Origin of the sequence: Bradyrhizobium sp. AUGA SZCCT0283, assembly GCF_018130385.1 — a bacterium.
GTDB lineage: Bacteria > Pseudomonadota > Alphaproteobacteria > Rhizobiales > Xanthobacteraceae > Bradyrhizobium.
Map to the genome: position 1 here is coordinate 100179 of NZ_JAFCLU010000014.1, position 20620 is coordinate 120798.

17 protein-coding genes and 1 tRNA gene are annotated in these 20620 nt (G+C 63.1%); 11 read left to right on the forward strand and 7 right to left on the reverse strand.

Features of this window, described 5'->3' with window-relative positions; translation table 11 throughout:
- Window positions 1–71: 71 nt before the first annotated feature.
- Together JQ624_RS20330 and JQ624_RS20335 are read right to left on the reverse strand one after the other, a co-directional pair.
- The gene (locus tag JQ624_RS20330) at window positions 72–1319 is read right to left on the reverse strand and encodes a c-type cytochrome (RefSeq protein WP_249129937.1); all 1248 of its coding nucleotides are present in this window, start codon (window positions 1317–1319) and stop codon (window positions 72–74) included.
- Window positions 1320–1453: 134 nt separating this feature from the next.
- A complete protein-coding gene (locus JQ624_RS20335; RefSeq protein WP_249129938.1) occupies window positions 1454–3145 on the reverse strand; it encodes a PQQ-dependent methanol/ethanol family dehydrogenase in 1692 nt (563 codons plus the stop codon).
- Window positions 3146–3351: 206 nt separating this feature from the next.
- Here JQ624_RS20335 and JQ624_RS20340 point away from each other — a divergent pair, with 206 nt between their 5' ends.
- Together JQ624_RS20340 and pqqA are read left to right on the forward strand one after the other, a co-directional pair.
- Complete coding sequence (locus tag JQ624_RS20340; protein ID WP_212420691.1) at window positions 3352–3540, forward strand: hypothetical protein; 189 nt, start codon at window positions 3352–3354, stop codon at window positions 3538–3540.
- A 242-nt stretch (window positions 3541–3782) separates the two neighbouring features.
- Window positions 3783–3863, forward strand: a complete 81-nt coding sequence (pqqA, locus tag JQ624_RS20345) for a pyrroloquinoline quinone precursor peptide PqqA (protein ID WP_212420750.1) — start codon at window positions 3783–3785, stop codon at window positions 3861–3863.
- 1027 nt (window positions 3864–4890) lie between these two features.
- Here pqqA and JQ624_RS20350 read toward each other — a convergent pair.
- A tRNA-Ile gene (locus JQ624_RS20350) sits at window positions 4891–4966 on the reverse strand.
- 170 nt (window positions 4967–5136) lie between these two features.
- On the opposite strand from JQ624_RS20350, the gene JQ624_RS20355 reads away from it, so the two are divergent.
- Window positions 5137–6114, forward strand: coding sequence for a TAXI family TRAP transporter solute-binding subunit (locus JQ624_RS20355; RefSeq protein WP_212420692.1), 978 nt, complete (start codon window positions 5137–5139; stop codon window positions 6112–6114).
- A 57-nt stretch (window positions 6115–6171) separates the two neighbouring features.
- Here JQ624_RS20355 and JQ624_RS20360 read toward each other — a convergent pair whose 3' ends face one another.
- Window positions 6172–7383, reverse strand: coding sequence for an ABC transporter substrate-binding protein (locus JQ624_RS20360; protein ID WP_212420693.1), 1212 nt, complete (start codon window positions 7381–7383; stop codon window positions 6172–6174).
- Window positions 7384–7565: 182 nt separating this feature from the next.
- Between JQ624_RS20360 and JQ624_RS20365 the strand changes: the two genes are divergently transcribed.
- From JQ624_RS20365 to JQ624_RS20375, 3 genes are read left to right on the forward strand one after another with little or no spacing between them, the layout of a single operon-like run.
- Entirely contained in the window at window positions 7566–8678 is a 1113-nt protein-coding gene (locus JQ624_RS20365; protein WP_212420694.1) for a molybdopterin-binding protein, read from the forward strand.
- Between the two features lies 1 nt (window position 8679).
- On the forward strand, window positions 8680–10641 hold the full coding sequence (locus JQ624_RS20370) for a molybdopterin biosynthesis protein (RefSeq protein ID WP_409334351.1): 1962 nt from the start codon (window positions 8680–8682) through the stop codon (window positions 10639–10641).
- 51 nt (window positions 10642–10692) lie between these two features.
- Window positions 10693–11823 carry an FAD-dependent monooxygenase gene (locus JQ624_RS20375; protein WP_212420696.1) on the forward strand — a complete coding sequence of 377 codons (1131 nt, stop codon included), beginning with the start codon at window positions 10693–10695 and terminating at the stop codon, window positions 11821–11823.
- 7 nt (window positions 11824–11830) lie between these two features.
- Here the strand turns inward: JQ624_RS20375 and JQ624_RS20380 are convergent, their stop codons facing one another.
- The 3 genes from JQ624_RS20380 to JQ624_RS20390 all read right to left on the reverse strand — a co-directional run bounded on the left by JQ624_RS20380 (window position 11831) and on the right by JQ624_RS20390 (window position 14567).
- Window positions 11831–12514 carry a hypothetical protein gene (locus tag JQ624_RS20380; RefSeq protein ID WP_212420697.1) on the reverse strand — a complete coding sequence of 228 codons (684 nt, stop codon included), beginning with the start codon at window positions 12512–12514 and terminating at the stop codon, window positions 11831–11833.
- A gap of 528 nt (window positions 12515–13042) precedes the next feature.
- On the reverse strand, window positions 13043–13687 hold the full coding sequence (gene mobA, locus JQ624_RS20385; RefSeq protein WP_312014455.1) for a molybdenum cofactor guanylyltransferase MobA: 645 nt from the start codon (window positions 13685–13687) through the stop codon (window positions 13043–13045).
- The gene (locus tag JQ624_RS20390) at window positions 13677–14567 is read right to left on the reverse strand and encodes a formate dehydrogenase accessory sulfurtransferase FdhD (RefSeq protein WP_212420699.1); all 891 of its coding nucleotides are present in this window, start codon (window positions 14565–14567) and stop codon (window positions 13677–13679) included. The genes mobA and JQ624_RS20390 overlap by 11 nt, the downstream gene beginning before the upstream one ends.
- 181 nt (window positions 14568–14748) lie before the next feature.
- Here JQ624_RS20390 and mobB point away from each other — a divergent pair, with 181 nt between their 5' ends.
- The 5 genes from mobB to JQ624_RS20415 all read left to right on the forward strand — a co-directional run bounded on the left by mobB (window position 14749) and on the right by JQ624_RS20415 (window position 20381).
- The gene (mobB, locus tag JQ624_RS20395) at window positions 14749–15276 is read left to right on the forward strand and encodes a molybdopterin-guanine dinucleotide biosynthesis protein B (RefSeq protein WP_212420700.1); all 528 of its coding nucleotides are present in this window, start codon (window positions 14749–14751) and stop codon (window positions 15274–15276) included.
- An 8-nt stretch (window positions 15277–15284) separates the two neighbouring features.
- On the forward strand, window positions 15285–16541 hold the full coding sequence (glp, locus tag JQ624_RS20400; protein WP_212420701.1) for a gephyrin-like molybdotransferase Glp: 1257 nt from the start codon (window positions 15285–15287) through the stop codon (window positions 16539–16541).
- A 42-nt stretch (window positions 16542–16583) separates the two neighbouring features.
- Window positions 16584–16835, forward strand: a complete 252-nt coding sequence (locus JQ624_RS20405; RefSeq protein WP_212420702.1) for a sulfurtransferase TusA family protein — start codon at window positions 16584–16586, stop codon at window positions 16833–16835.
- A 95-nt stretch (window positions 16836–16930) separates the two neighbouring features.
- Complete coding sequence (locus JQ624_RS20410) at window positions 16931–18364, forward strand: sigma-54 dependent transcriptional regulator (RefSeq protein ID WP_212420703.1); 1434 nt, start codon at window positions 16931–16933, stop codon at window positions 18362–18364.
- 13 nt (window positions 18365–18377) lie between these two features.
- Complete coding sequence (locus tag JQ624_RS20415) at window positions 18378–20381, forward strand: HAMP domain-containing sensor histidine kinase (protein WP_249129939.1); 2004 nt, start codon at window positions 18378–18380, stop codon at window positions 20379–20381.
- Window positions 20382–20620: the final 239 nt, after the last annotated feature.

Consider the following 20620-nt stretch of genomic DNA (forward strand, 5'->3'; position numbering starts at 1 on the left):
TCATTGACCGGCGACGGAGCGACCTTGAAAGACGTTAGCACAAGTCACCATTTGCGTCCGGCCCGGATCGATCAGTCGTTGGATTGCGATTGGACTGTCAGCAGGAAGGCATAGATGCTCTCGACCTGGTCGTCAGTGTATACTTCTTTCCAGGCAGGCATCCCCTTGGCCGGACGGCCTTCTTGTACGGTCGTCCAGAATTTCGTGCGCATTTCGTCGCCGTAGCGATGATTGAGGAGCCTGAGGTCGATGCGTCGCTCGCTTTGTACCGCGTCGGGGCCATGGCAATGGGCGCAGGTTCCGTTGAAGATCTCCTTTCCACTGCTTACCGTCTCGGGGCCCGCGGTGGCCGGATCGGCCTTTGCCTCAGCCGCGACCACGTTCGCGACCTTCACCACGCCTGATCCGGTCCCAACCGTGCCGTCGGGCGATTGAGCAGGTCCGCCGGCTCCCTTGGCCACGGTCTCATCGGACGCCTGCCTGGTGACAGCCGATGTGGCGGTGAACCGGATCGCGCGATCGCCCGGCAGTCCGTATTTCACAGCGAGTTCCGCAATCGTGCGCTCGAGCTGCGGCAAGACGGCGTTCACCCGATCGCGTAAATCCTTTGACGTCTTGGCAAAACCGATGGCGGTGTCCCACGACAGGCCTTCGCCTTCGGTGGTCTGGATCCGATAGCGGCCGCCATAGGTCGTCTTGTTCAGCCAGCCGGCAACCGGCCCCCAGATGAAGGCGACATCGGCCTTGCCTTGATCAAGCGCCTTCATGCCTTCGTCGGGCGAAAGAACCGTGACCTTTTCGATGTCGTCCCGCTCGGCCAGGAGATTTTGCGGCGTGGTCGCGAATTGCACCGCAACGCGCTTGCCCTTGAGGTCGCCGATTCCGCCGATCACGCGGTTGTTGTCTGTCACCAGGGCATAGCCTTCTGTTCCGAATTTCCTGGAAAAGATGACGGCGGGGCCCATGAAATCGTCGGAGAGCGGCAGGCCGATCATGGCGTCGCATTGCTTGCCGAGCAGCGTGACGCGCACGGTGCGCTTGCCGAAATAGGATTTGTACCAGTCGTAGGTGATGGGCTGGGCGAGCGCCTGCGCCAGCGCCTGGCCGATCTCAACATAGAGACCCGGCTGGGACGGATTGTCGCTCGAGAACGGCAGGTTTGTCGGGTCGGCACAGAGGCGGAAGGGCTCTCCCTCGGCCGCGCGGCTCGGTCCAGCCGATGCGATCAACGCGGCGGCGAGGGCGAGAATTCCTGCACTGGCGAGGGCATGGCGTCGGCCATGACACTCCTTGTCACTACCAGAACGAGTTGGACGCATCCTCGGGCTCCCTGTGTTGGTTGGGCACGGTCGGAATAGCGCCCGGCAGCATCCGCTCGGCCTGCTGCCGGGAAGCATTCCGTTCAAGGCAGCGTGCGCATTCCGAGACTTGGACCGCGCACGCCGAGGTTGGTTTATTGGACGGCGAACACGAACAGTGAGCCGCCTTCAGGGGCAGCCGCGGTCATCTTCTTGCCGACCTCACCCAGGAAGGCAGGAATCGCAGCGGTGCGGCCAACGACAACGGCGACATACTGCTTGCCGTCGACCATGTAGGTGATCGGACCTGCGCCGATGCCGGAGCCGAGGTTGCGCTTCCAGAGAATATTGCCGGTCTTGGCATCGATGGCGCGGAAGTCGCCGTGAAGATCACCGGCAAACACAAGATTTCCGCCAGTGGTGAGGGTGCCGCCATTGAACGGCAGGTCTTCCTTGATGGACCAGACCTTCTTGTTCTTCACCGGGTCCCACGCCACGAGTTCACCAAGGAAACCACCAGGGCCCTCCTTGGTCGGGAATTCGGCGCCGAGATAGAACACGCCGCGCTTGTAGGTGACGTCGCTGACCGACCAGTCCATGCAAACATTGTTGGTAGGAATGTAGACGAGACCGGTTTGCGGATTATACGACATCGGTTGCCAGTTCTTGCCGCCGATCAGGTTCGGGCAGATGTCCTTCGCCGGGTGACCCGGGCCGGGGCGCTTGTCCGGATTCTCGACGGCCCGCATCGTGGCGATGTCCCATTTCTCCGCCCAGTTGGCAAAGATGAACTTCTCCGCCGACAGAACCTTGCCGGTCTCACGGTTGGCCACAAAGAAAAAGCCGTTGCGATCCGCCTTGAGAAGTGCGGGGACCGTGTTGTTGCCGATCTTGAGATCGGCAAGGATGGCCTCGTTGACGCCGTCATAGTCCCAGGCGTCGGCCGGCGTGGTTTGAATGTGCCACTTGATCTTGCCGGTGTTCGGGTCGAGCGCGAGCGTTGACGCCGTGTAGAGGTTGGTCAGCTTGCCGAAATCGCCATTGCCGGTCGACCGGACGGCAGTGTTCCAGGGAGCGGGATTGCTGGTGCCCCAGTAGACTGTGTCGCTCTTGGCATCGTAGGAGCCGACGAGCCAGGCGGCGCCACCGCCGTGCTTCGCACTATCGCCCTTCCAGGTGTCGCCGCCGGGTTCTTCAGGCGAAGGAACGGTGAATGTCTCCCAGACCTGTTTGCCGGTGTTGATGTCAAAGGCCAGCAGCGCCCCGCGCACGCCATACTCGCCGCCACCAAACCCGGTGATGACCTTGTCGCGAACAACAAGTGGAGGAGAGGTGATGACCGAGCCCTGCTTGTAGTCGACCACTTTCGTGGTCCAGAGCGCCTTGCCGGTCGCGGCGTCAAGCGCAGTCAGCTTGCCGTCGAGCCGGCCGACAAACAGCTTGCCGTCCGCGTAGGCCACGCCGCGATTGTTCACGTCGCAGCAGGCGTACTGCAGCACATCATCGGGAATCTCCGGCTCGTAAGTCCATTTGCGTGCGCCGGTCGCGGCGTCGAGCGCGTAGACATATTTGGGACCCCACGAGGTCGAAACATAGAGCGTATTGCCGACGACGATCGGCGACGCTTCGTTCGATCGTAGCGACCCAAGCGAGAACGAATAGGCGAGCGACAGCTTGCCGGCGTTCTCTGCGTTGATCTGCTTGAGGGAGCTGAAGCGCGTATTGCCGTAGTCGTGCCCGGCCACCGCCCATTGCCCCGCCTCGGATTGGGCCTTCAGCAACGAGTCGTTCGCGCGAACGCCAAAGGTACCTGCAGCCAGCATGGCAACCATTGAAATGCCGGCCAAGAAGCTTCTACTTCCTAACATCATCTGTTCCCTCCGCGATGTTGTGTGCGCGTCCTTGTTGGACGCCGTGCGCTTCGCGCTTCTGATGGGCAGTCTGTCTGCGAGCCATCGTGGGGAATTACAGCACCGCGTTGTCGGGCTTAGTATAGGCGGAAGGTAGTAGTGCAATTGACGATCACACTTCGCCGCCATGTCGTTGTAGCTTCTTGGCTCTTGCTGTTTTTAAGGACGAAGCGCGGCGGAATCGACATGGCTCTTTTGCGCTGGTCCGTCTGCCCCGCATGCCCGATCGGGCCGCGGTCGGCGATAATGGCGGTGAGCTTTTCAACGAAGCTTCCGGCCAGTTTCTTGGCGTCGAATCGATCAATGCCGCGCAGCGTATGTACGGAGTGTAAAAAGGATTGTTCGGAATCAATGTGTTACCGCGCCGGCTTCTACTACCAAGATCGCGATTACAAAATTTTGCGGACGTGTTCTTATCCACCAACGTCAGATGCTTTGAGCCGAGCTTCGCCGGAGCCAATAGCAGCGCAGTTCGGCGAGGGATTTCTCCCTGACTGCGAGGACCTGGGTCCTCGCATTTTCTTTGCGCTGCATCTGCAAGTAAACGATCGTCCAACCGTAAGGAGGAAGTGAAATGACCTGGAAGACCCCGAAGATCGTCGAAATCGCCGTCGGTTTGGAAATCAACATGTATGCGTGCGCTGTCCGGAAGTAGCGAACCGGAACTCGACGGCCTGGAGGATAGGCCCGGAACGCGGCCGCTTCGCCGCGTGGATGGTTCCTAAGCGCGGCGAAGCAATATGATGGTGATAGTTATCGCTTGTTCACGCAATTCGCTGCCGTGAAACAGAAGGGGTGTGGCTCGCATGTTCGTGACCGTCGTTGCCGTTCTCTGTCACCTTAGTGGTCTCGCTGCGGGTAGCTGCGTCGAGGAGATCGTTACCGATAGCAACATGACGCCGGAGATCACATTTCAGCACTGCGTCAAAGGCGCACAAGCTCCCCTTGCGAAGTGGATGAATGAACATCCGATCTACCGTTCGAACTGGCGAATCGAGCGCTACAAATGCGTGCCAGGTCACTATGAGGTCAGAGGCAGAGCGTAAGCCGCCAGAGTTGCGCCGAATGCAAACTTGGTCGTGCGAACCTTCTCATTTTCCACGTTTGAGGTCGTGCCGCTAAGACGCGGCCGCAGATGGGAATGATCCGGGCCTGACATCGCTGGAAAGGTTGTCGTGCAAGGGTGAAAAGCTTTCGTGTCGATGCCAAATATCGGGCGGAGAGGGTGCTATTCCTCCTATAGTCGGCGACGGGTCCAATCCCATCACTTCCGCGCGTATCGGCCCTGAGCCGAAGTGGTTCGAGATCCACGGCATGTCCGCTTTCGAAGGCAAGCTACACTAAGCCCTTTGCAGACTGACAGGACAGCATGCGGATCGCGCAAACAAAGGCGGTCAAAGCATCATCAACGAGACCGGGCGGGTCGCCCTTATTGGGGGCCAGAACCTAGTCACGGCGCGATTGTGGATTTGTGCCGGTAATTTGCCTGAGGTGTCAAATTTCTTCGGCGTCCCTCGGGGACTGTGGTGCTACTTTGCATGGGGTTGTTTTCGATATTTTGGTTGGGAGCGAGACCGGCCCGGTCCGGCTTCGCTTTCGCTCTGCTCCAGCTACGCCGGACACCACGCTTCGCCCTTTGTTCTCCGCGCGGCTGCGCCACGCGTAGCCCGAAGGGCGAAGCGTGGTGGGCCCGGCAGGACTCGAACCTGCAACCAGACCGTTATGAGCGGCCGGCTCTAACCATTGAGCTACAGGCCCCGCCGCGGAGCGGCCACAGGAAGGGCGGCCGGCAACGGTGCTGGCATCGTTTACAGGCATGACAGCGATACGGCAATGCCGGGTTCTGGGCCGAAAACATACTTTCGCAACGTCGCGGGTTTGCCTACAACCCCCTCGCGTCATTCGTTCCAGAACGCTTGAGGCCAACAATGAAACTCGCCCGGATCGCCTGCGCCAGCCTCCTTCTTTTTGCGGGCACCGCCGCGGCGCAGGATGGAGGCAAGGCCATTACCAAAACCACGATCAGCACCCAGATAAGCCTTGGGACCGCGACGCCGGGCGGCGGCTTCCCGGTCTATGGCAATGCGTTCGCGGAAATCCTGAATGCGGCCGATCCGTCGCTCTCGATCGAGCCGCGCAACACCAAGGGCTCCAACGAAAACATCCCGCTGCTGGAATCCGGCCAGCTCGACATTGCGCTGGTGGCCGGTGAACCGTCCTACGAAGCCTTCATGGGCATCGGGCGGATGGCAACAAAGCTGAAAATTCTCACCGCGATGTATTCCAGTCCCGGCATGTTCGTGGTGCGCGCCGACAGTCCTTACAAGACGATCAGGGATCTGGTTGGCCAGCCGGTCGCCTTCGGCGCCAAGGGCTCCGGCCTGCCAATCCTGTCGCGCTACATGCTCGACGGCATCGGGCTGAAGCAGGACGAGGATTTCAAGTCGATCTATCTCGACCGCGCCGGCGATGGCCCCGCCATGGTGCAGGACGGCCGAGCGGCGGCGCTGTGGGGCGCGGGCGTCGGCTGGCCGGGTTTTGCTACGATGGCGCAAAGCCCCGGCGGCGCACGGTTCATCGCGCCCGACGCCAGCGATATCGCGCGCATCCGCGCCAAGCATACTTTCCTCAAACCGCTGACGGTGCCCGCCAACAGCTATCCGAATCAGCCGGCAGCGATCGATTCCGTCGGCTCATGGAGTTTTGTGCTCGCGCGCGAAAGCCTGCCGGACGATGTCGCCTACCGGCTGGCGCGCACGCTGCACGGGGCGGAGGCCGCGCTGTGCAAGAAGCTGCCGCAGGCCTGCGAGACCACGGCCGCGAACACGGTCGCGGCTGCGCCGAATGCGGCGCTGATCCACCCCGGGGTGATGAAGTATTTTAGGGAGGCGGGGGTGGTGAAATAGCGAGTGGCGAATAGCGAATGGTTTCACCATTACTACTCGCTACTCGCCATTCGCCTCTTATTTCTTCGCCATCGCGCATGCCGGATCGGGCGGACCGAACGCTTCATCGCCGGGAATCTTGGCGAGGATCTGATAATAGTCCCACGGATATTTCGATTCCTCCGGCTTCTTGACCTGCACCAGCCACAGGTCATGCACCATCAGATTGTCCTCGCGCAGCTTGCCGTTGCGGGAAAAGAAATCCTCGATCGGCTTTTCGCGCATCTTCGCCGCCACTTTCAGCGGCTCGTCGGTGCCGGCTTCCTTGATCGCGTTGAGATAGCTCATGACCGAGGAATAGACGCCGGCCTGCCACATCGTCGGCATTCGGTTCATCTTGGCAAAGTAGCGCTTCGACCATTCGCGGGTCTTGTCGTCCATGTCCCAATAGAACGACGTCGTCAGCAACAGCCCCTGGGCTGCCGGCAATCCCAGCGAATGGATGTCGGTGATCAGCGCGAGCAATGCCGCCATCTGCTGGCCGCCCTTGAACACGCCGAACTCGGCGGCGGTCTTGATCTCGTTCATGTTGTTGGGCGGACCCGCCGCGATGCCGATGATCTTGGCCTTGGAAGCCTGCGCCTGAAGCACGAAGGATGACAGGTCAGGCGTCGCAAGCGGCGGACGCACCGAACCCAGCACCTTGCCGCCATTGGCGGTGACGACAGAGGAAGCATCGCGTTCCAGCGAGTGGCCGAAGGCGTAGTCGTCGGTGATGAAGAACCAGCTGTCGCCGCCGCGCTTCACCACGGCCTGCGCGGTGCCGGCCGCGAGCGAGCGGGTGTCGATCACCCACTGCATCGCGTAGGGCGAGCAGAATTTGCCGTGGAAATCCGCGGCCAGGGTCGAATGCGTGATGAACAGTTTCTTCTTGTCATTGGCGATGTTTTGCACCGCAAGTCCGACCGCGGAGACCGGAACGTCGACGATCAAATCGACCTGATCGACGTCGTACCAGCGCCGCGCAATCGCGCCGCCGATATCCGGCTTGAGCTGATGGTCGCCGACGATAATGCTGATCGGCTTGCCCAGCACCTTGCCGCCGAAATCGTCGATCGCCATTTGCGCTGACGTGACCGAGCCCTGACCGGTCGGCGTCGCCGCCGGGCCGTTCATGTCGGTGAGGACGCCGATCTTGACCACATCGTCTGAAACTTGCGCGATTGCTGTGGTCGACGCCAGCAGCGCGGCCGCGAGTATTCCCAGCCTGGAAAGGTTCCTGGCGAACATCCTGTCTTCTCCTCCCTGGAATCGGCGCGTTGGCCGTTGGTTTCGCAGGCGGTTTGATCCGCCAATTGGTCTCATTTGCAACTATTTTTGGGCGGCGTCAACGTGGTCTCGTGGAGGGGGCCCGACGACGGGAAGCCCCCGGTTCTGTTTATTTCCGGCCCGATTCAGGGCATAGCCGGACCATGACCTCGCCCCAGCGCCTGCCGACCTCGCTGACACCGCTCGATATGGCGCTCGACGCCCTGCTGAACGGGTTGGAACCCGTCGAACCGGTGGAATTGACACTCAAGGAAGCGCTGCGCTGCATCGCTGCCGGGACGCCGCCGCTTCAGGCCTATCCGCCGCGCGACACCGCCGCGGCGGATGGCTACGCCTTTTGCGCACGCGATCTCGTCGGCGCATCCTCCTATTCGCCGCTGCCATGGTCGGCGCCGCCGGTTTGGGTCGAGGCCGGCGAGGCCATCCCGGAGGCTTGCGACTGCGTGCTCGATTCCGATTCCGTCGACTTGTCCGGGCCGTTGCCGCAGGTGCTGGCGGAGGCGATTCCGGGGCAGGGCGTGCGCCGGGCCGGCGGCGATATTGCTGCCGGTTGTCTCGTCGTGGAAGCCGGGCGGCGCGTGCTGCCGCGCGATCTCCTGATGGCGCGCGCTGCCGGAAAAGAGCGATTGAACGTCCGCCGTCCGCGGCTGCGCATCGTCAATGTCCCCGGCGGCAGCCTGACGGCGGATCTGATCGCGGAGAGCACGCAAGCGACAGGTGCCGAAACGATCTCCTTCACCGCCGCGGGCCGTGATGCCGGATCGATTGCGGCGGCGCTCGATGATAGCGCGTGCGACCTGCTCCTGATCGTCGGCGGCTCCGGCGTCGGTCGCACCGACGCGGCGGTGACGGCATTGGCTGCGCGGGGCAAAATTCTCGCCCATGGCATTGCCCTGCAACCCGGCCGCACCTCGGCCACAGGGCGCTTCGGCAAGACGCCCGTCGTCGTGCTGCCGGGCGCGCCGGATCAGGCCCTTGCGGCATGGTGGACGCTGGCGCTTCCCGCGCTCGATCGCCTCTCGGGCCGCCGCCCGCGCAAGACAGTCAAATTGCCGCTGGTGCGCAAGATTGCATCTCACGTCGGCATCGCCGAGATCGTGTTGCTGGAGCGCAAGCAGGATATGTGGGCCACGCTGGCGGTGGGTGAATTGTCGCTGGAGGTGATCGCCCGCGCCGAAGCCTGGCTCGTGGTATCAGGCGCCTCGGAAGGATTTGCGGCAGGCAGCCCGGTCGATGCCTATATGTTGCGGGACTGATATGAGTTCTGGAATGACCAATACACCCTTGCCCAGAGATCGCGACACCAGCGAGCAGGACCAGTTCCTGACCATCCTGTCGCGCGAGGATGCGCTGGCGCGTTTCGAAGCCGCCTTGTTTCCGCTGATGGTGCCGGGGGAGAAGCGCCCGCTCGCCGACGCGCTCGGCTGCGCGCTCGCCGAGGACGTCGTGGCGCCGATCGACGTGCCGCCGTTCGATCGCTCCAATGTCGATGGCTTTGCGGTGCGCTCGGCCGATCTCGCTGCTGCCGGCGAGGCTTCACCGGTGCGCGTGATGCTGAACGACGAGGTGATCGCCTGCGGCACCGCGCCGACGCGGCCGGTATTCTCGGGGACGGCCACGCCCATCGCGACCGGCGGTCCGGTGCCGCGCGGCGCGGACGCCATTGTGATGGTCGAGCACACGCAGCCCTCAGGGCCTCGCGCGATCGAAATCCGCCGCGCCGCTTCCCCCGGACAATTCGTGTCCTATGCCGGTTCAGATATCGCCCGCGGCGAGGCGCTGCTGCGCGCCGGCACCGTCATCGGCTCGCGCGAGATCGGCATGCTGGCGGCCTGCGGCATCGCGCAGGTGGCCGTCGCGCGGAGGCCGCGCGTCGCCATCATCTCCACGGGCGACGAACTGGTGCAGCCCGGCCAGCCGCTGCGCCCGGCCGCGATCTACGACACCAACGGCGCGATCGTCACCGCGGCGATCTCGGAGAACGGCGGCGAGGCCCAATTTCTCGGCGCCATCCCGGATGACGAAGTGCAACTCGAAGCCGCAATGCGCGGGGCGTTAGCGACCAGCGACATGCTGGTGCTGTCAGGCGGCACCTCCAAGGGCGCTGGCGACGTCTCCCATCGCATCATCGGCCGGCTCGGCAAGCCCGGCATCATCGCCCACGGCGTGGCGTTGAAGCCGGGCAAGCCGCTGTGTCTTGCGGTGTGCGACGGCAAGCCCGTGATCATCCTCCCGGGATTCCCGACCTCGGCGATGTTCACCTTCCACGACATGATCGTGCCGGTGTTGCGGCGAATGGCCGGCCTGCCGCCGCGCTCGGATGCCAAGGTCAACGCACGGGTGCCGGTGCGGATCGCCTCCGAACTTGGTCGCACCGAATTCGTCATGGTGTCGCTGGTGGAAGGGGCGGACGGGTTGATCGCGTACCCCACCGGCAAAGGCTCCGGCGCCATTACATCATTCGCGCAGGCCGACGGTTTTCTGAAGATCGACGCGCTGGCCGACCAGATGCCGGCGGGCAGCGAGGCCGAGGTGACGCTGTTCACGCCGCATGTGCGGGTGCCGGACCTCGTCATCGTCGGCAGCCATTGCACCGGGCTCGATCTCGTCACCGCGCCGCTGGTGCACGCCGGTCTCGTCGTGCGTTCGATCGCCGTCGGCAGTCTCGGTGGGCTCTCGGCCGCCAAGCGCGGCGAGTGCGATTTCGCGCCGATCCATCTGTTCGACGACAAGACCGGGACCTACAACACGCCCTATCTCAGCGAGGGGCTCGAACTGGTGCCGGGCTGGCGGCGCATGCAGGGCATCGTGTTCCGCAAGGGCGATCGGCGCTTCGAAGGACTGTCAGCCGAAGACGCAGTGCGCGCGGCGCTGGCCGATCCCGCCTGCATCATGGTCAATCGCAACCAGGGCGCGGGCACGCGGATCCTGATCGACCGGCTGCTCGGCGGCGCGCGCCCGGACGGCTACTGGAATCAGCCGCGTTCGCACAATGCGGTGGCGGCGGCGGTCGCACAGCAGCGCGCCGATTGGGGCATGACCATTGCGCCGGTCGCGCATGCGTCAGACCTGGGTTTCATTCCCTTTGCCGAAGAGCATTATGACTTCGCGTTGGTAAAGGCGCGCAAGCAACGGCCGGCCGTGCAGGCCTTCCTCGATGCGCTGGCATCGGACGAGGGCCGCACAGCACTGGAGCAGGCGGGTTTTCGGCCGGCCTGACGCGTGACGTGTAGGAAGCCGTCAACAGAAACGGCTCGGGCGGGGACGGGAATGGCAAGACCGCTATCGATTGCGATCATCGGCGCCGGCATGGGTGGACTCGCGACCGCCGCGGCGCTGCGGCGGGTCGGCATCGACGTCACCGTCTACGAGCAGGCGACGCAGTTCGCGCGGATCGGCGCCGGCATCCAGATCGGCTGCAACGCCATGAAGGTGCTGCGCGGGCTGGGGCTGGAGGCAAGGTTGTGCGCGCAATCCTTCTATCCGCGCTCCTGGAACAACCGCGACTGGCGCACCGGCGAAGTCAAATTCGACATGATTTTTGGCGAGAGCGCCGAACAGAAGTTCGGCGCGCCCTATCTGCTGGCGCATCGCGGTGATCTGCACGCGGCGCTCGCCGGCGCCGTTCCAGATGAATGCGTCAGGCTCAATCACAAATTGGTCGGGCTGGATGAGACCGGCGAAGGTGTCCGGCTGACATTCGCCAACGGTGCAAGCGTGATCGCCGACGCCGTGATCGGCGCCGACGGCGTTCACTCGGTCGTGCGAGATATCCTGTTCGGCGTCTCACCGGTGAACTTCACCGGGCGGATCGCCTACCGCACCACCTATCCCGCCGCGCTGCTCGGCGGCGAAAAGATCGACGATTGCACCAAATGGTGGGGCGAGGACCGCCACATCGTCATCTATTACGTCAAGCCGGACCGCAGCGAGATCTACCTTGTCACCAGCCAGCCGGAGCCGGATTTCCGCATCGAGTCGTGGTCGGCGAAGGGCGACGTCAGGGAATTGCGCAAGGCGTTCGCTGGCTTCCACCGTCAGGTCGAGCAGGTATTGGCCGCATGCCCGGACGTGCACAAATGGGCGATCGTCGACCGCAACTCGCTGCAGCGATGGGCGGACCGCAACGTGACGCTGCTTGGAGATGCCTGCCACCCGATGACGCCCTACATGGCGCAGGGCGCGGCGATGGCGATCGAGGATGCGGCAGTATTGTCGCGTTGTCTCGACGGCGTCGAGCGCGACGGCGTTGCGAACGCATTTCGCCGCTTCGAAGCGACCCGCAAGGAACGGACCGCGCGCATCCAGCAGACCTCGCGCGCCAACACATGGCTCAGCGGGAGGACCGATACCGACTGGGTGTACGGCTACGACGCCTGGACGGTGCCGCTGGCGGCGTAAGTTTCCCTCAAGCCTGGACGCGCAACAGCTCGCTGATGATCCGTGGCTTCATCCAGCCGACATTGTCCACGATCTCCCGGCGCAGGGCGTCGTGCTCGGCCTCGTATTGCTCCCGGGTGATGCCCTGGGTGATTCCCTGGCCGGCCGTCGCTGTAATTCCGTATGCTTCTAGCGCGACGTCATGGCGATGCTTCCAGTCGATCACGCGCTTGGTCATGACTTCCGTGATCGCCGGCACCGTACCAGGATGACCCGCCAGGTCACAGGTCTCCTTGGTGCGTACATCTCCTGCCAGCATGAGCACGTTCCAGTCATCGAACCCGATGAGGTTCATCTCGGCGTACAGAAAGGCACCATGCTCGCCGTCCCAGATCGTGTGGTCGATGACCAGAAAAGGCACGGCGCGGCAATAGCCATGGCGCATCGTCATGTCGCGGTTGAAGGCCTCGGTGCGCTCGTCCAGCCGTTTCCTGGCTGCGGCGAAAAGAGCGATATAATCATCTGCCGTCGGCAGGATGTTGCGGGCATCATCCGGGCCAAAGCCAACTTCCCGCAGAAACTTGCCGATCTTTGGATCGTCCCAGAGTTCCCTGGAGAAAACGCGGGTCACACCATCTGCGTCCGGTGTCGGGCGCATGGTCTCTTTCAACTCGGTGAAGCCTTGCGGCTTCCTGCGTCCGAATATGGCCACGGTGCCCTCACGATAAATCCGTCACGGCAACCCTACGGGCAGATCTGTTAAATTGCATTAATCTGAAGCTGAAATCATGATCGAATTCTTCAATCTCCAGGTAGTTAAGACGATTGCTGCTTAAGTCTATCTCGCTGTCGTCGCCATGAACGCCTGGACCGCGCGCGCTGGCGGCGTGGACTTTTCTGACATAGCCACTACAAGTGGTATCATGACATCATTTGTCGCCATGTGGGTCATACCGGCCGCGATCGCCGCTTGGGGATCATTTCACTTCTCGATGCGCGACCCACGTTCAACGTCGTGGACGAAGATCGCGTTTGCAGGCGTTCTTCTCATTGCTTTCGGTGCGGTGTTGGCCACCTTTGCGTGGCTCCCCGGAAGCTCTGCCCGAAGGCGTCCTGGAGCGTGTCACGCTATCGCTCTTTTTTTGGTCAATGGTCGTGATCGGTGCGCCGCTATGCGTCGGCTCAATACTCGGAACCTTGATTGGGATGTATCGACGCCGGGACCGTTATCCGTCCTGATCTAATCGCTATCCAGCGCCGCCAGCCGATCGGCCTCCGCGATGTCGTCCATGGTGTTGGCATTGAAGAACGGATCGAGCGGTGTAGTCGGCCATGTCACGGTCGCGAGTCTATAGCGCGCGGTCCAGCGGTCGATCTTCCGGATGTCCTCGACGACAAGCGCGTGGCGCAGTTGTTCACGCAGGCCCACGCTCCACAATCCGATCACCGGATGGGACTGTCCATCGGAGGCGGCGACGGCAAGCTCGGCATTCTCTGCTTTGAGCGCGCCGTACAGCCGTGAAACCAGATCGCGCGGCAGGAACGGGCAGTCGGCGGCGGCGCTGAGAACGAGCTTTACGTCTGGCCGGTTGGCCGCAGCCCAGTCGAGTGCCGCGAGGATACCTGCGAGCGGTCCGGGAAAATCGGCGACGCCATCCGCAATGACGGGCAGGCCGAAGGACGCAAAGCGGGCGGGATCGCCATTGGCGTTGAGGATGAGGCCGTCGCATTGCGGCGCAAGGCGCGCGATCACGCGGTCGAGGATAGTGCGGCCGGCGATCGTGCGCATCGGCTTGTCGCCGCCACCCATCCGCCGCGCGAGCCCACCGGCGAGCAGCACGCCGAAAATTCGGGGCACGCCCCCTGGCGTTGCCTTACTCGTCACGCTCTTCACCCTTGCGCTTGTGCCGCGCGGATTCTTCCTCGACATAGTCGAGGTTCTGGTCGAACACGATTCGCTCCTGCCCTGAGAGTGCGATGAAGCGCTTTCCCCGCGTGCGGCCGACCAGCGTCAGCCCGACTTGCCGCGCCAGTTCGACGCCCCAGGCGGTGAATCCCGAGCGTGAGACGAGAATGGGGATTCCCATCCGCACCGTCTTGATCACCATCTCCGAGGTGAGGCGCCCGGTGGTGTAGAGAATCTTGTCGGCGGGATCGACGCCGTGGCGATAGATCCAGCCGGCGATCTTGTCGACGGCGTTGTGGCGACCGACATCCTCGGTGTAGCACACCGGCGTGCCTTCCTTGCACAGCACGCAGCCGTGGATCGCACCGGCTTCCAGATAGAGCGAGGGCATGGTGTTGATCGCCTGCGTCATCTGGTAGAGCCAGGACGTGCGCAGTTCCGCTTTCGGCAGCGCGACGCTTTCGACCGCTTCGAGCAGGTCGCCGAACGCTGTGCCCTGGGCGCAGCCGGAGGTCTGCGTGCGCTTCTTCAGTTTTGCTTCAAAATTGGTGTGGTGCTGGGTGCGCACCACCACCACCTGAAGATCGTCGTCATATTCGACCTCGGTGACGACGTCGTCGTATTTCAGCATGTTCTGGTTCAGGAGATAGCCGAGCGCCAGATATTCCGGATAGTCGCCGATCGTCATCATGGTGACGATCTCCTGGGCGTTCAAATACAGCGTCAGCGGTCGTTCCACCGGCACCCGGATTTCGACCGCCGCGCCGGTCTGGTCGGTGCCGGCGACGCGCTCGGTCAGCCGCGGGTCCTCAGGATTCGGCACGATCAGGGGGGCGGGGGCTTTGTCGATTTTCATCATATCCGCAGGTTAGCATGACATTGGCTTCCAGCCGATATAAAGCATTTCAGAGTATGAACAATGCGCCCATACGCCGTCATTGCGAGCGAAGCGAAGCAATCCATAGTGCAGCGAAGGAAGCGTGGATTGCTTCGTCGCTTCGCTCCTCGCAATGACGGTGGGGACGCCGCCGGAGTATGAGATGAAAGTAATAGGCCTCGCGGGATGGAGCGGCGCCGGCAAGACCACCTTGCTGACGCGGGTGATCCCGCAATTGCAGAAACAGGGCCTGCGCGTTTCCGTCATCAAGCACGCCCATCATACCTTCGATGTCGACGTGCCCGGCAAGGATTCCTGGAAGCATCGCGAGGCCGGGGCGGCCGAAGTCCTGGTGTCGTCCAGCCAGCGCTGGGCCCTGATGCATGAGCTGCGCGGCGCCGCTGAACCGCGGCTGCCGGAACTGCTGGCGAAGATGTCGGCGGTCGATCTCGTCATCGTCGAGGGTTTCAAGCGCGAGCCGCACCGCAAGATCGAGGTCTATCGCGCCGCGAATGAAAAACCGCTGCTGTTCCCCGACGATCCCGGCATCGTCGGAATTGCGACCGACACCGCGGTTGAAACCACGCTGCCGACAGCCCATCTCGACGATATCGAGGCGGTGGCGGCGATGATGCTGAAATCGGCGATCTCGCTCGAAGACGTGCTGGCGAAATGCGAAGCTGAGGGCTGATCAGGCACATGGCGCAATTGTCCGACGATTGCTTTGCCTTCGGCGGGCCGATGATGTCGGTCGATGAGGCCGTGGGTCTCATTGCCGCCCGCGTGACGCCGGTCGTGGATGTCGAGACGGTCATGCTCGCCCGCGCCGATGGCCGCATTCTCGCGCACGACATTTTGGCGCCGCTGCCGCTGCCGCCGTTCACCAATTCCGCCGTCGACGGCTATGCTGTTTCGAGCCGCGACCTGCCGCAGCAGGAAGAACAGGCATTTCCGGTGATCGGCCGCGTTCAGGCGGGCAGCTCCGCATCTGCGCCGCTCAAGCCGGGGCAGGCGATGCGCATCTTTACCGGTGCGCCGATGCCCGAAGGCGCCGATACCGTGTTCATGCAGGAAGATGTCCGCGTCGAAGGCGACAAGGTCGTACTTCCGGCAGGCCTCAAGCCTGGCGCCAATGTGCGGCCCGCGGGGGAAGACATTCCCTCAGGTCTTGCGGCGCTGCAGGCCGGCCAGCGGCTGCGGCCGCAGGATGTCGCGCTCGCCGCAGCCTTTGGCCTTACGCAACTCGATGTCGCCAGGCGCATTCGCGTCGCGGTGTTCTCCACCGGCAACGAACTGGCCTCGCCAGGCGCAACGCGCGCCGCGGCGCAATTGTTCGATTCCAACCGCTTCATGCTGATGGCGATGTTGTCGCGGCTTGGCTGCGAGGTCAGCGATCTCGGCATCCTCAGGGACGACCGCGCCGCGCTCGCGCGCGCCCTGCAGGAGGTGGCCGGCACGCACGACCTGATCCTCACCACCGGCGGCGTTTCGACCGGCGAGGAGGATCATGTCAAGGCGAGCGTTGAAAGCGTCGGCAGGCTGGTGCTGTGGCGGATGGCGATCAAGCCGGGACGCCCGGTCGCGATGGGAATCATCGGCGGCACCCCGTTCATCGGGTTGCCGGGCAATCCGGTGGCGAGTTTTGTGACCTTCGTCCACGTGGTGCGGCCGACTATTCTCGCGCTGTCGGGTGCGCGGCCGGAGCCGCTGCTGCCGATGCCGGTTCGCGCCGCCTTCAGCTACAAGAAGAAGATTGCCCGCCGCGAATATGTCCGCGTCACCCTGCGCAAGGGCGCGGATGGCGCGCTCGAAGCGGTGAAGTTTCCGCGTGAAGGCGCAGGGCTTCTGTCCTCGCTGGCGGACACCGACGGCCTGGTCGAGCTTGGTGAAGAAGTCACGCAGGTCACGCCCGGCCAGACGGTCGGATTCCTGTCCTATCCAGGCCTGATCAATTGATGTCCGTTGACGATGCGGGCTCGCTTCGCCATGGTCGGGCCCATGACGACGACAAAACTCGATCTTGCCGGGCTGAAATGTCCGCTTCCGGCGTTGAAGACGCGCAAGGCGCTGAAGACGTTGCCGCCCGGCGACAGGCTGGAAGTGCTCTGCACCGATCCGCTGTCGGTGATCGACATTCCGAACCTCATTCGTGAGACCGGCGACAAGGTCGAAATCACCGAGCGCAGCCAGGGCCGCATCGTGTTTTTGATTGAAAAAGCAAATGGCTCGATAGAAAAGCCAAATGCCTGAGCCGTTCGGGCGGGCACAACCCTCGCGCGTCAATTAGACGACTTCATTAGAACGCATGATTGCCGGGTGCGACAATCGGTCCTACAAATTCCGGCATGAACTTCCCGACATCGAAGGCGAGCGCAGCGGCATCCCCTGCCACGGCCAACGAGCCGGCGGCAAAACTCGGCAAACCGGCCGGCGGCCCCGAGTTCGGCGCGCTGGCGCAGGCCTCGATCCTGATCGTCGATGACGAGCCCGGGATGCGCAATTTCCTCGTGCGCACGCTGGGGCCGCGCTGCAAGCATGTGGAGGAGGCGGCCGACACGGACGAAGCCTCGCGCCTGCTCGACAAGAGCCGGTTCGACGTCGTCATCCTCGACAACATCATGCCGGGCAAGAATGGCGTCGAGTGGCTGGCGGAGCAGCGGGCTGTCGGCTTCTTTGCCGACGCCATTCTCATCACGGCCTATGCCGATCTCGACACCGCCATTCAGGCGCTGCGCGCCGGCGCGGTCGACTTCGTGCTGAAACCGTTCCGCTCGAACCAGATATTGAACGCGGTGGCGCGTTGTCTCGACCGGGTCCGGCTGCAGCGCGAGAATTACGTGCTGCGCTATGCGCTGCGCGCTTCCTCCGATCGCACGTTCCTGCGTGACAATCTGATCGGGACGTCGCCGGCGACCCGCAGCGTGCGCGAAACCATTGCCCGCGTCGCCCGCTTGCCGACATCGATCCTGCTCACCGGCGAATCCGGCACCGGCAAGGAAGTCGCCGCGCGCTCGATTCATTCGCTGTCCGACCGCGCCGACAAGCCGTTCGTGCCGGTGAACTGCGCAGCCATTCCGCCCGACATGATCGAGGCCGAACTGTTCGGCCACATCAAAGGAGCCTTCACCGGCGCAGACAGCGGGCGTGAGGGCCTGTTCCTCTATGCGCATGGCGGCACGCTGTTCCTCGATGAAATCGGTGAACTGCCGCTGCCGATGCAGAGCAAGCTGTTGCGCGTTCTCGAGGACCGCCGCGTCCGTCCCGTCGGCTCCGAGCGTGAAGTGCCGGTCGACCTTCGCTTGATCTTTGCGACCAACGCCGATCTGCAGAAGGAAGTAGAGCGGGGACGCTTTCGAGCCGACCTCTACTACCGCCTGAACGTCATGCAGATTCATCTGCCGCTGCTGAAAGATCGCGGCGATGACGTGCAGGAACTCGCCACCATTTTCATGAGCAAGCTCTCGATGCAGCTCGGCATGCCGCCGGTTGCGATCGACAGCTCGGTCCGCGCCGCACTGGCGAGTTACGACTGGCCGGGCAATGTGCGGGAGTTGCGCAATCTGATCGAACGCACGCTGATCCTCGGCGCATTCCCGGACGATTTCGCCGGGCCGCGAAGCGATGGCCAGCCGGCCGCCGCTGACAGCCTGGCCGATCTGGAACGCCGGCACATCCTTTCTGTCCTGAAAGAGACCGGCGGCAACCGCGAGGAAGCCGCGCGCAGGCTTGGAATCTCGCGCAAGACCATCGACCGCAAATGCGCGCTTTGGAATGTCTGAGCGGGCAGGCAGCATGAACGAGCCGGCGCGCGGGCGCTCCGTTCGTTTCCGGCTGCTGGCGATCGCGCTGCTGCCCATGCTGGTCATCCTGCCGCTGCTGCTCGGGGTTGCCATCTATCGCTGGAATGCGAGGTTCGACGCCACCCTGATTTCGAAGGTGCATGGCGATCTCACCATCGCGCATCAATATCTGGCCCGCATTCTGGAAAAAACCGGCGTGCAGATCCGCGCGCTCGGCCTCTCCGCCCGCTTCCGCGATGTGGAAGAGCACGATCCGCTGTCCGCCGTGGGCGACCTGCTCGAAACCTCCCGCAAGGAGATCGGTCTCGACTTTCTCTACCTGATGGACTCCAGCGGAAAGATCCTCGCCTCGTCGCCTGCGTTTCCGGGACAGCCAAAGGGCGACTGGCCGATCATCGCTTCGGCGTTGTCGGGGGCAGCCCCGTCAGCCGGCATCAACATCTTCAGCAATGACGAGCTTGCGGCGATTTCGCCTGTTCTCGCCGAGCGTGCGCGTCTCGACCTGGTGCCGACGCCTAATGCCGTACCGACCGACCGCAGCACCGAAACGCACGGTATGGTCGTGCATGCGGCGAGCCGGGCGACGACCCCCGGGGGCGCGCCGGCTGTGCTGGTCGGGGGCATTCTGCTCAATCAGAATCTGGAGTTCATCGATACGATCAACGACCTCGTTTATCAGTCGGCCAGCCTGCCCGAGGGCAGCCAGGGAACGGCGACGCTGTTTCTGGACGACGTGCGGATTTCGACCAACGTCCGCCTGTTCGAGGGACGGCGCGCGCTGGGGACGCGGGTATCGGCAGTGGTCCGCTCTGCAGTGATGGGTGAGGGGCGCACCTGGCTCGACAGCGCGTTCGTGGTCAACGACTGGTACATTTCGGCCTACGAGCCGCTGGTCGACAGCTATGGCAAGCGCGTCGGCATGCTCTATGTCGGGTTTCTGCAGAAACCGTTCGACGACGCGAAGTTCGAGACGCTCCTGATCATCGCGCTCGCATTCATCGTGATCACGGCCGCAACCGTGCCGATCTTCCTGCGCTGGGCGCAATCGATATTCATGCCGCTCGAACGCGTCACGACGACGATCGGCGAAGTGGAGAGCGGCAACCTGTCGGCCCGTACCAAATTGCCGGCATCTAGCGACGAGATCGGCCGCGTGGCGTTTCACCTCGATACCCTTTTGGACCAGATCCAGGAGCGCGACCGCCGGTTGCGGGAGTGGAACGAGGAGTTGAATACGCGGGTGCGCGAGCGAACCAGGGATCTCGAACACGCCAATTTGAAGCTGGAGGCGACCACCAAGCAGCTCATCATGTCCGAGAAGCTCGCTGCGATCGGCGAAATTACTGCGGGCGTGGCGCATGAGATCAACAACCCGATCGCGGTGATGCAGGGTAATCTCGACGTCATCCGCAGCGTGATCGGCGACGAGGCCGACAAGGCCAAGGTCGAGTTCCGCCTGCTGGATCAGCAGATTCATCGCATCAGCCAGATCGTGACCAAGCTGCTGCAGTTTGCCCGGCCGGAAGAGTATGCCGGCTATGTCGAGCGTCATGCGCCCGGAAGCGTCGTGGCGGACTGCCTGCCGCTGGTGCAGCATCTCCTGAACAAGACGGAAATCCGGGTTGTGCGGGAAGACCGGGCGAGCCGCCTGGTCCTGATGAACCGCACGGAACTGCAGCAGGTCGTGATCAACCTGATCGTCAACGCGATCCATGCCATGCCTGATGGCGGTACGCTTGCGCTGCGGTCATTCGATGCCGAGCGAGACGGCAGCCCGGGCATCGTCATCGAGGTGACCGACACCGGCGTCGGCATGCCTGCGGATATGCTGGAGAAAGTGTTCGATCCTTTCTTCACGACGAAGCGCCGGGACGGAACCGGCCTTGGTCTTTCCATAAGTCAGACATTGATCAAGCGCCAGCGTGGCCAGATCACAGCGGAAAGCGAAATCGGTCGCGGGAGCACATTCCGCGTCTGGCTTCCAGAGGCCGACTGATCCCGACCGCCCGGACATTTTGTCCGGCAAAGTCCGGACAATTTGTCTTGGGTTGCAGCGCGGTCACTCACAAGTCATTGATTTCCTGCATCGTGCGATTTGGCACATGGATTGCTCACTCCTCTTCAACAAGTTGAAGGGAGGAGCGAGGACCGGCGGTGCGCAGTCGAGGTGAGCTGTCGGCCGCGCATCTCATGCCGGCAAACTCTCACCTCAATTGGCCGGCATTGCTGCACGCA

Excerpts from the sequence above, each read along its gene's own strand:
- JQ624_RS20375 (WP_212420696.1), top strand. The coding sequence starts at position 10,693 with ATGGCAAGACCGCTATCGATTGCGATCATCGGCGCCGGCATGGGTGGA.
- JQ624_RS20390 (WP_212420699.1), bottom strand. The coding sequence starts at position 14,567 with ATGATGAAAATCGACAAAGCCCCCGCCCCCCTGATCGTGCCGAATCCT.
- JQ624_RS20370 (WP_409334351.1), top strand. The coding sequence starts at position 8,680 with ATGAGTTCTGGAATGACCAATACACCCTTGCCCAGAGATCGCGACACC.
- JQ624_RS20365 (WP_212420694.1), top strand. The coding sequence starts at position 7,566 with ATGACCTCGCCCCAGCGCCTGCCGACCTCGCTGACACCGCTCGATATG.
- JQ624_RS20405 (WP_212420702.1), top strand. The coding sequence starts at position 16,584 with ATGACGACGACAAAACTCGATCTTGCCGGGCTGAAATGTCCGCTTCCG.
- JQ624_RS20410 (WP_212420703.1), top strand. The coding sequence starts at position 16,931 with ATGAACTTCCCGACATCGAAGGCGAGCGCAGCGGCATCCCCTGCCACG.
- JQ624_RS20330 (WP_249129937.1), bottom strand. The coding sequence starts at position 1,319 with ATGCGTCCAACTCGTTCTGGTAGTGACAAGGAGTGTCATGGCCGACGC.
- JQ624_RS20415 (WP_249129939.1), top strand. The coding sequence starts at position 18,378 with ATGAACGAGCCGGCGCGCGGGCGCTCCGTTCGTTTCCGGCTGCTGGCG.
- pqqA (WP_212420750.1), top strand. The coding sequence starts at position 3,783 with ATGACCTGGAAGACCCCGAAGATCGTCGAAATCGCCGTCGGTTTGGAA.
- glp (WP_212420701.1), top strand. The coding sequence starts at position 15,285 with ATGGCGCAATTGTCCGACGATTGCTTTGCCTTCGGCGGGCCGATGATG.
- JQ624_RS20355 (WP_212420692.1), top strand. The coding sequence starts at position 5,137 with ATGAAACTCGCCCGGATCGCCTGCGCCAGCCTCCTTCTTTTTGCGGGC.
- mobB (WP_212420700.1), top strand. The coding sequence starts at position 14,749 with ATGAAAGTAATAGGCCTCGCGGGATGGAGCGGCGCCGGCAAGACCACC.
- JQ624_RS20360 (WP_212420693.1), bottom strand. The coding sequence starts at position 7,383 with ATGTTCGCCAGGAACCTTTCCAGGCTGGGAATACTCGCGGCCGCGCTG.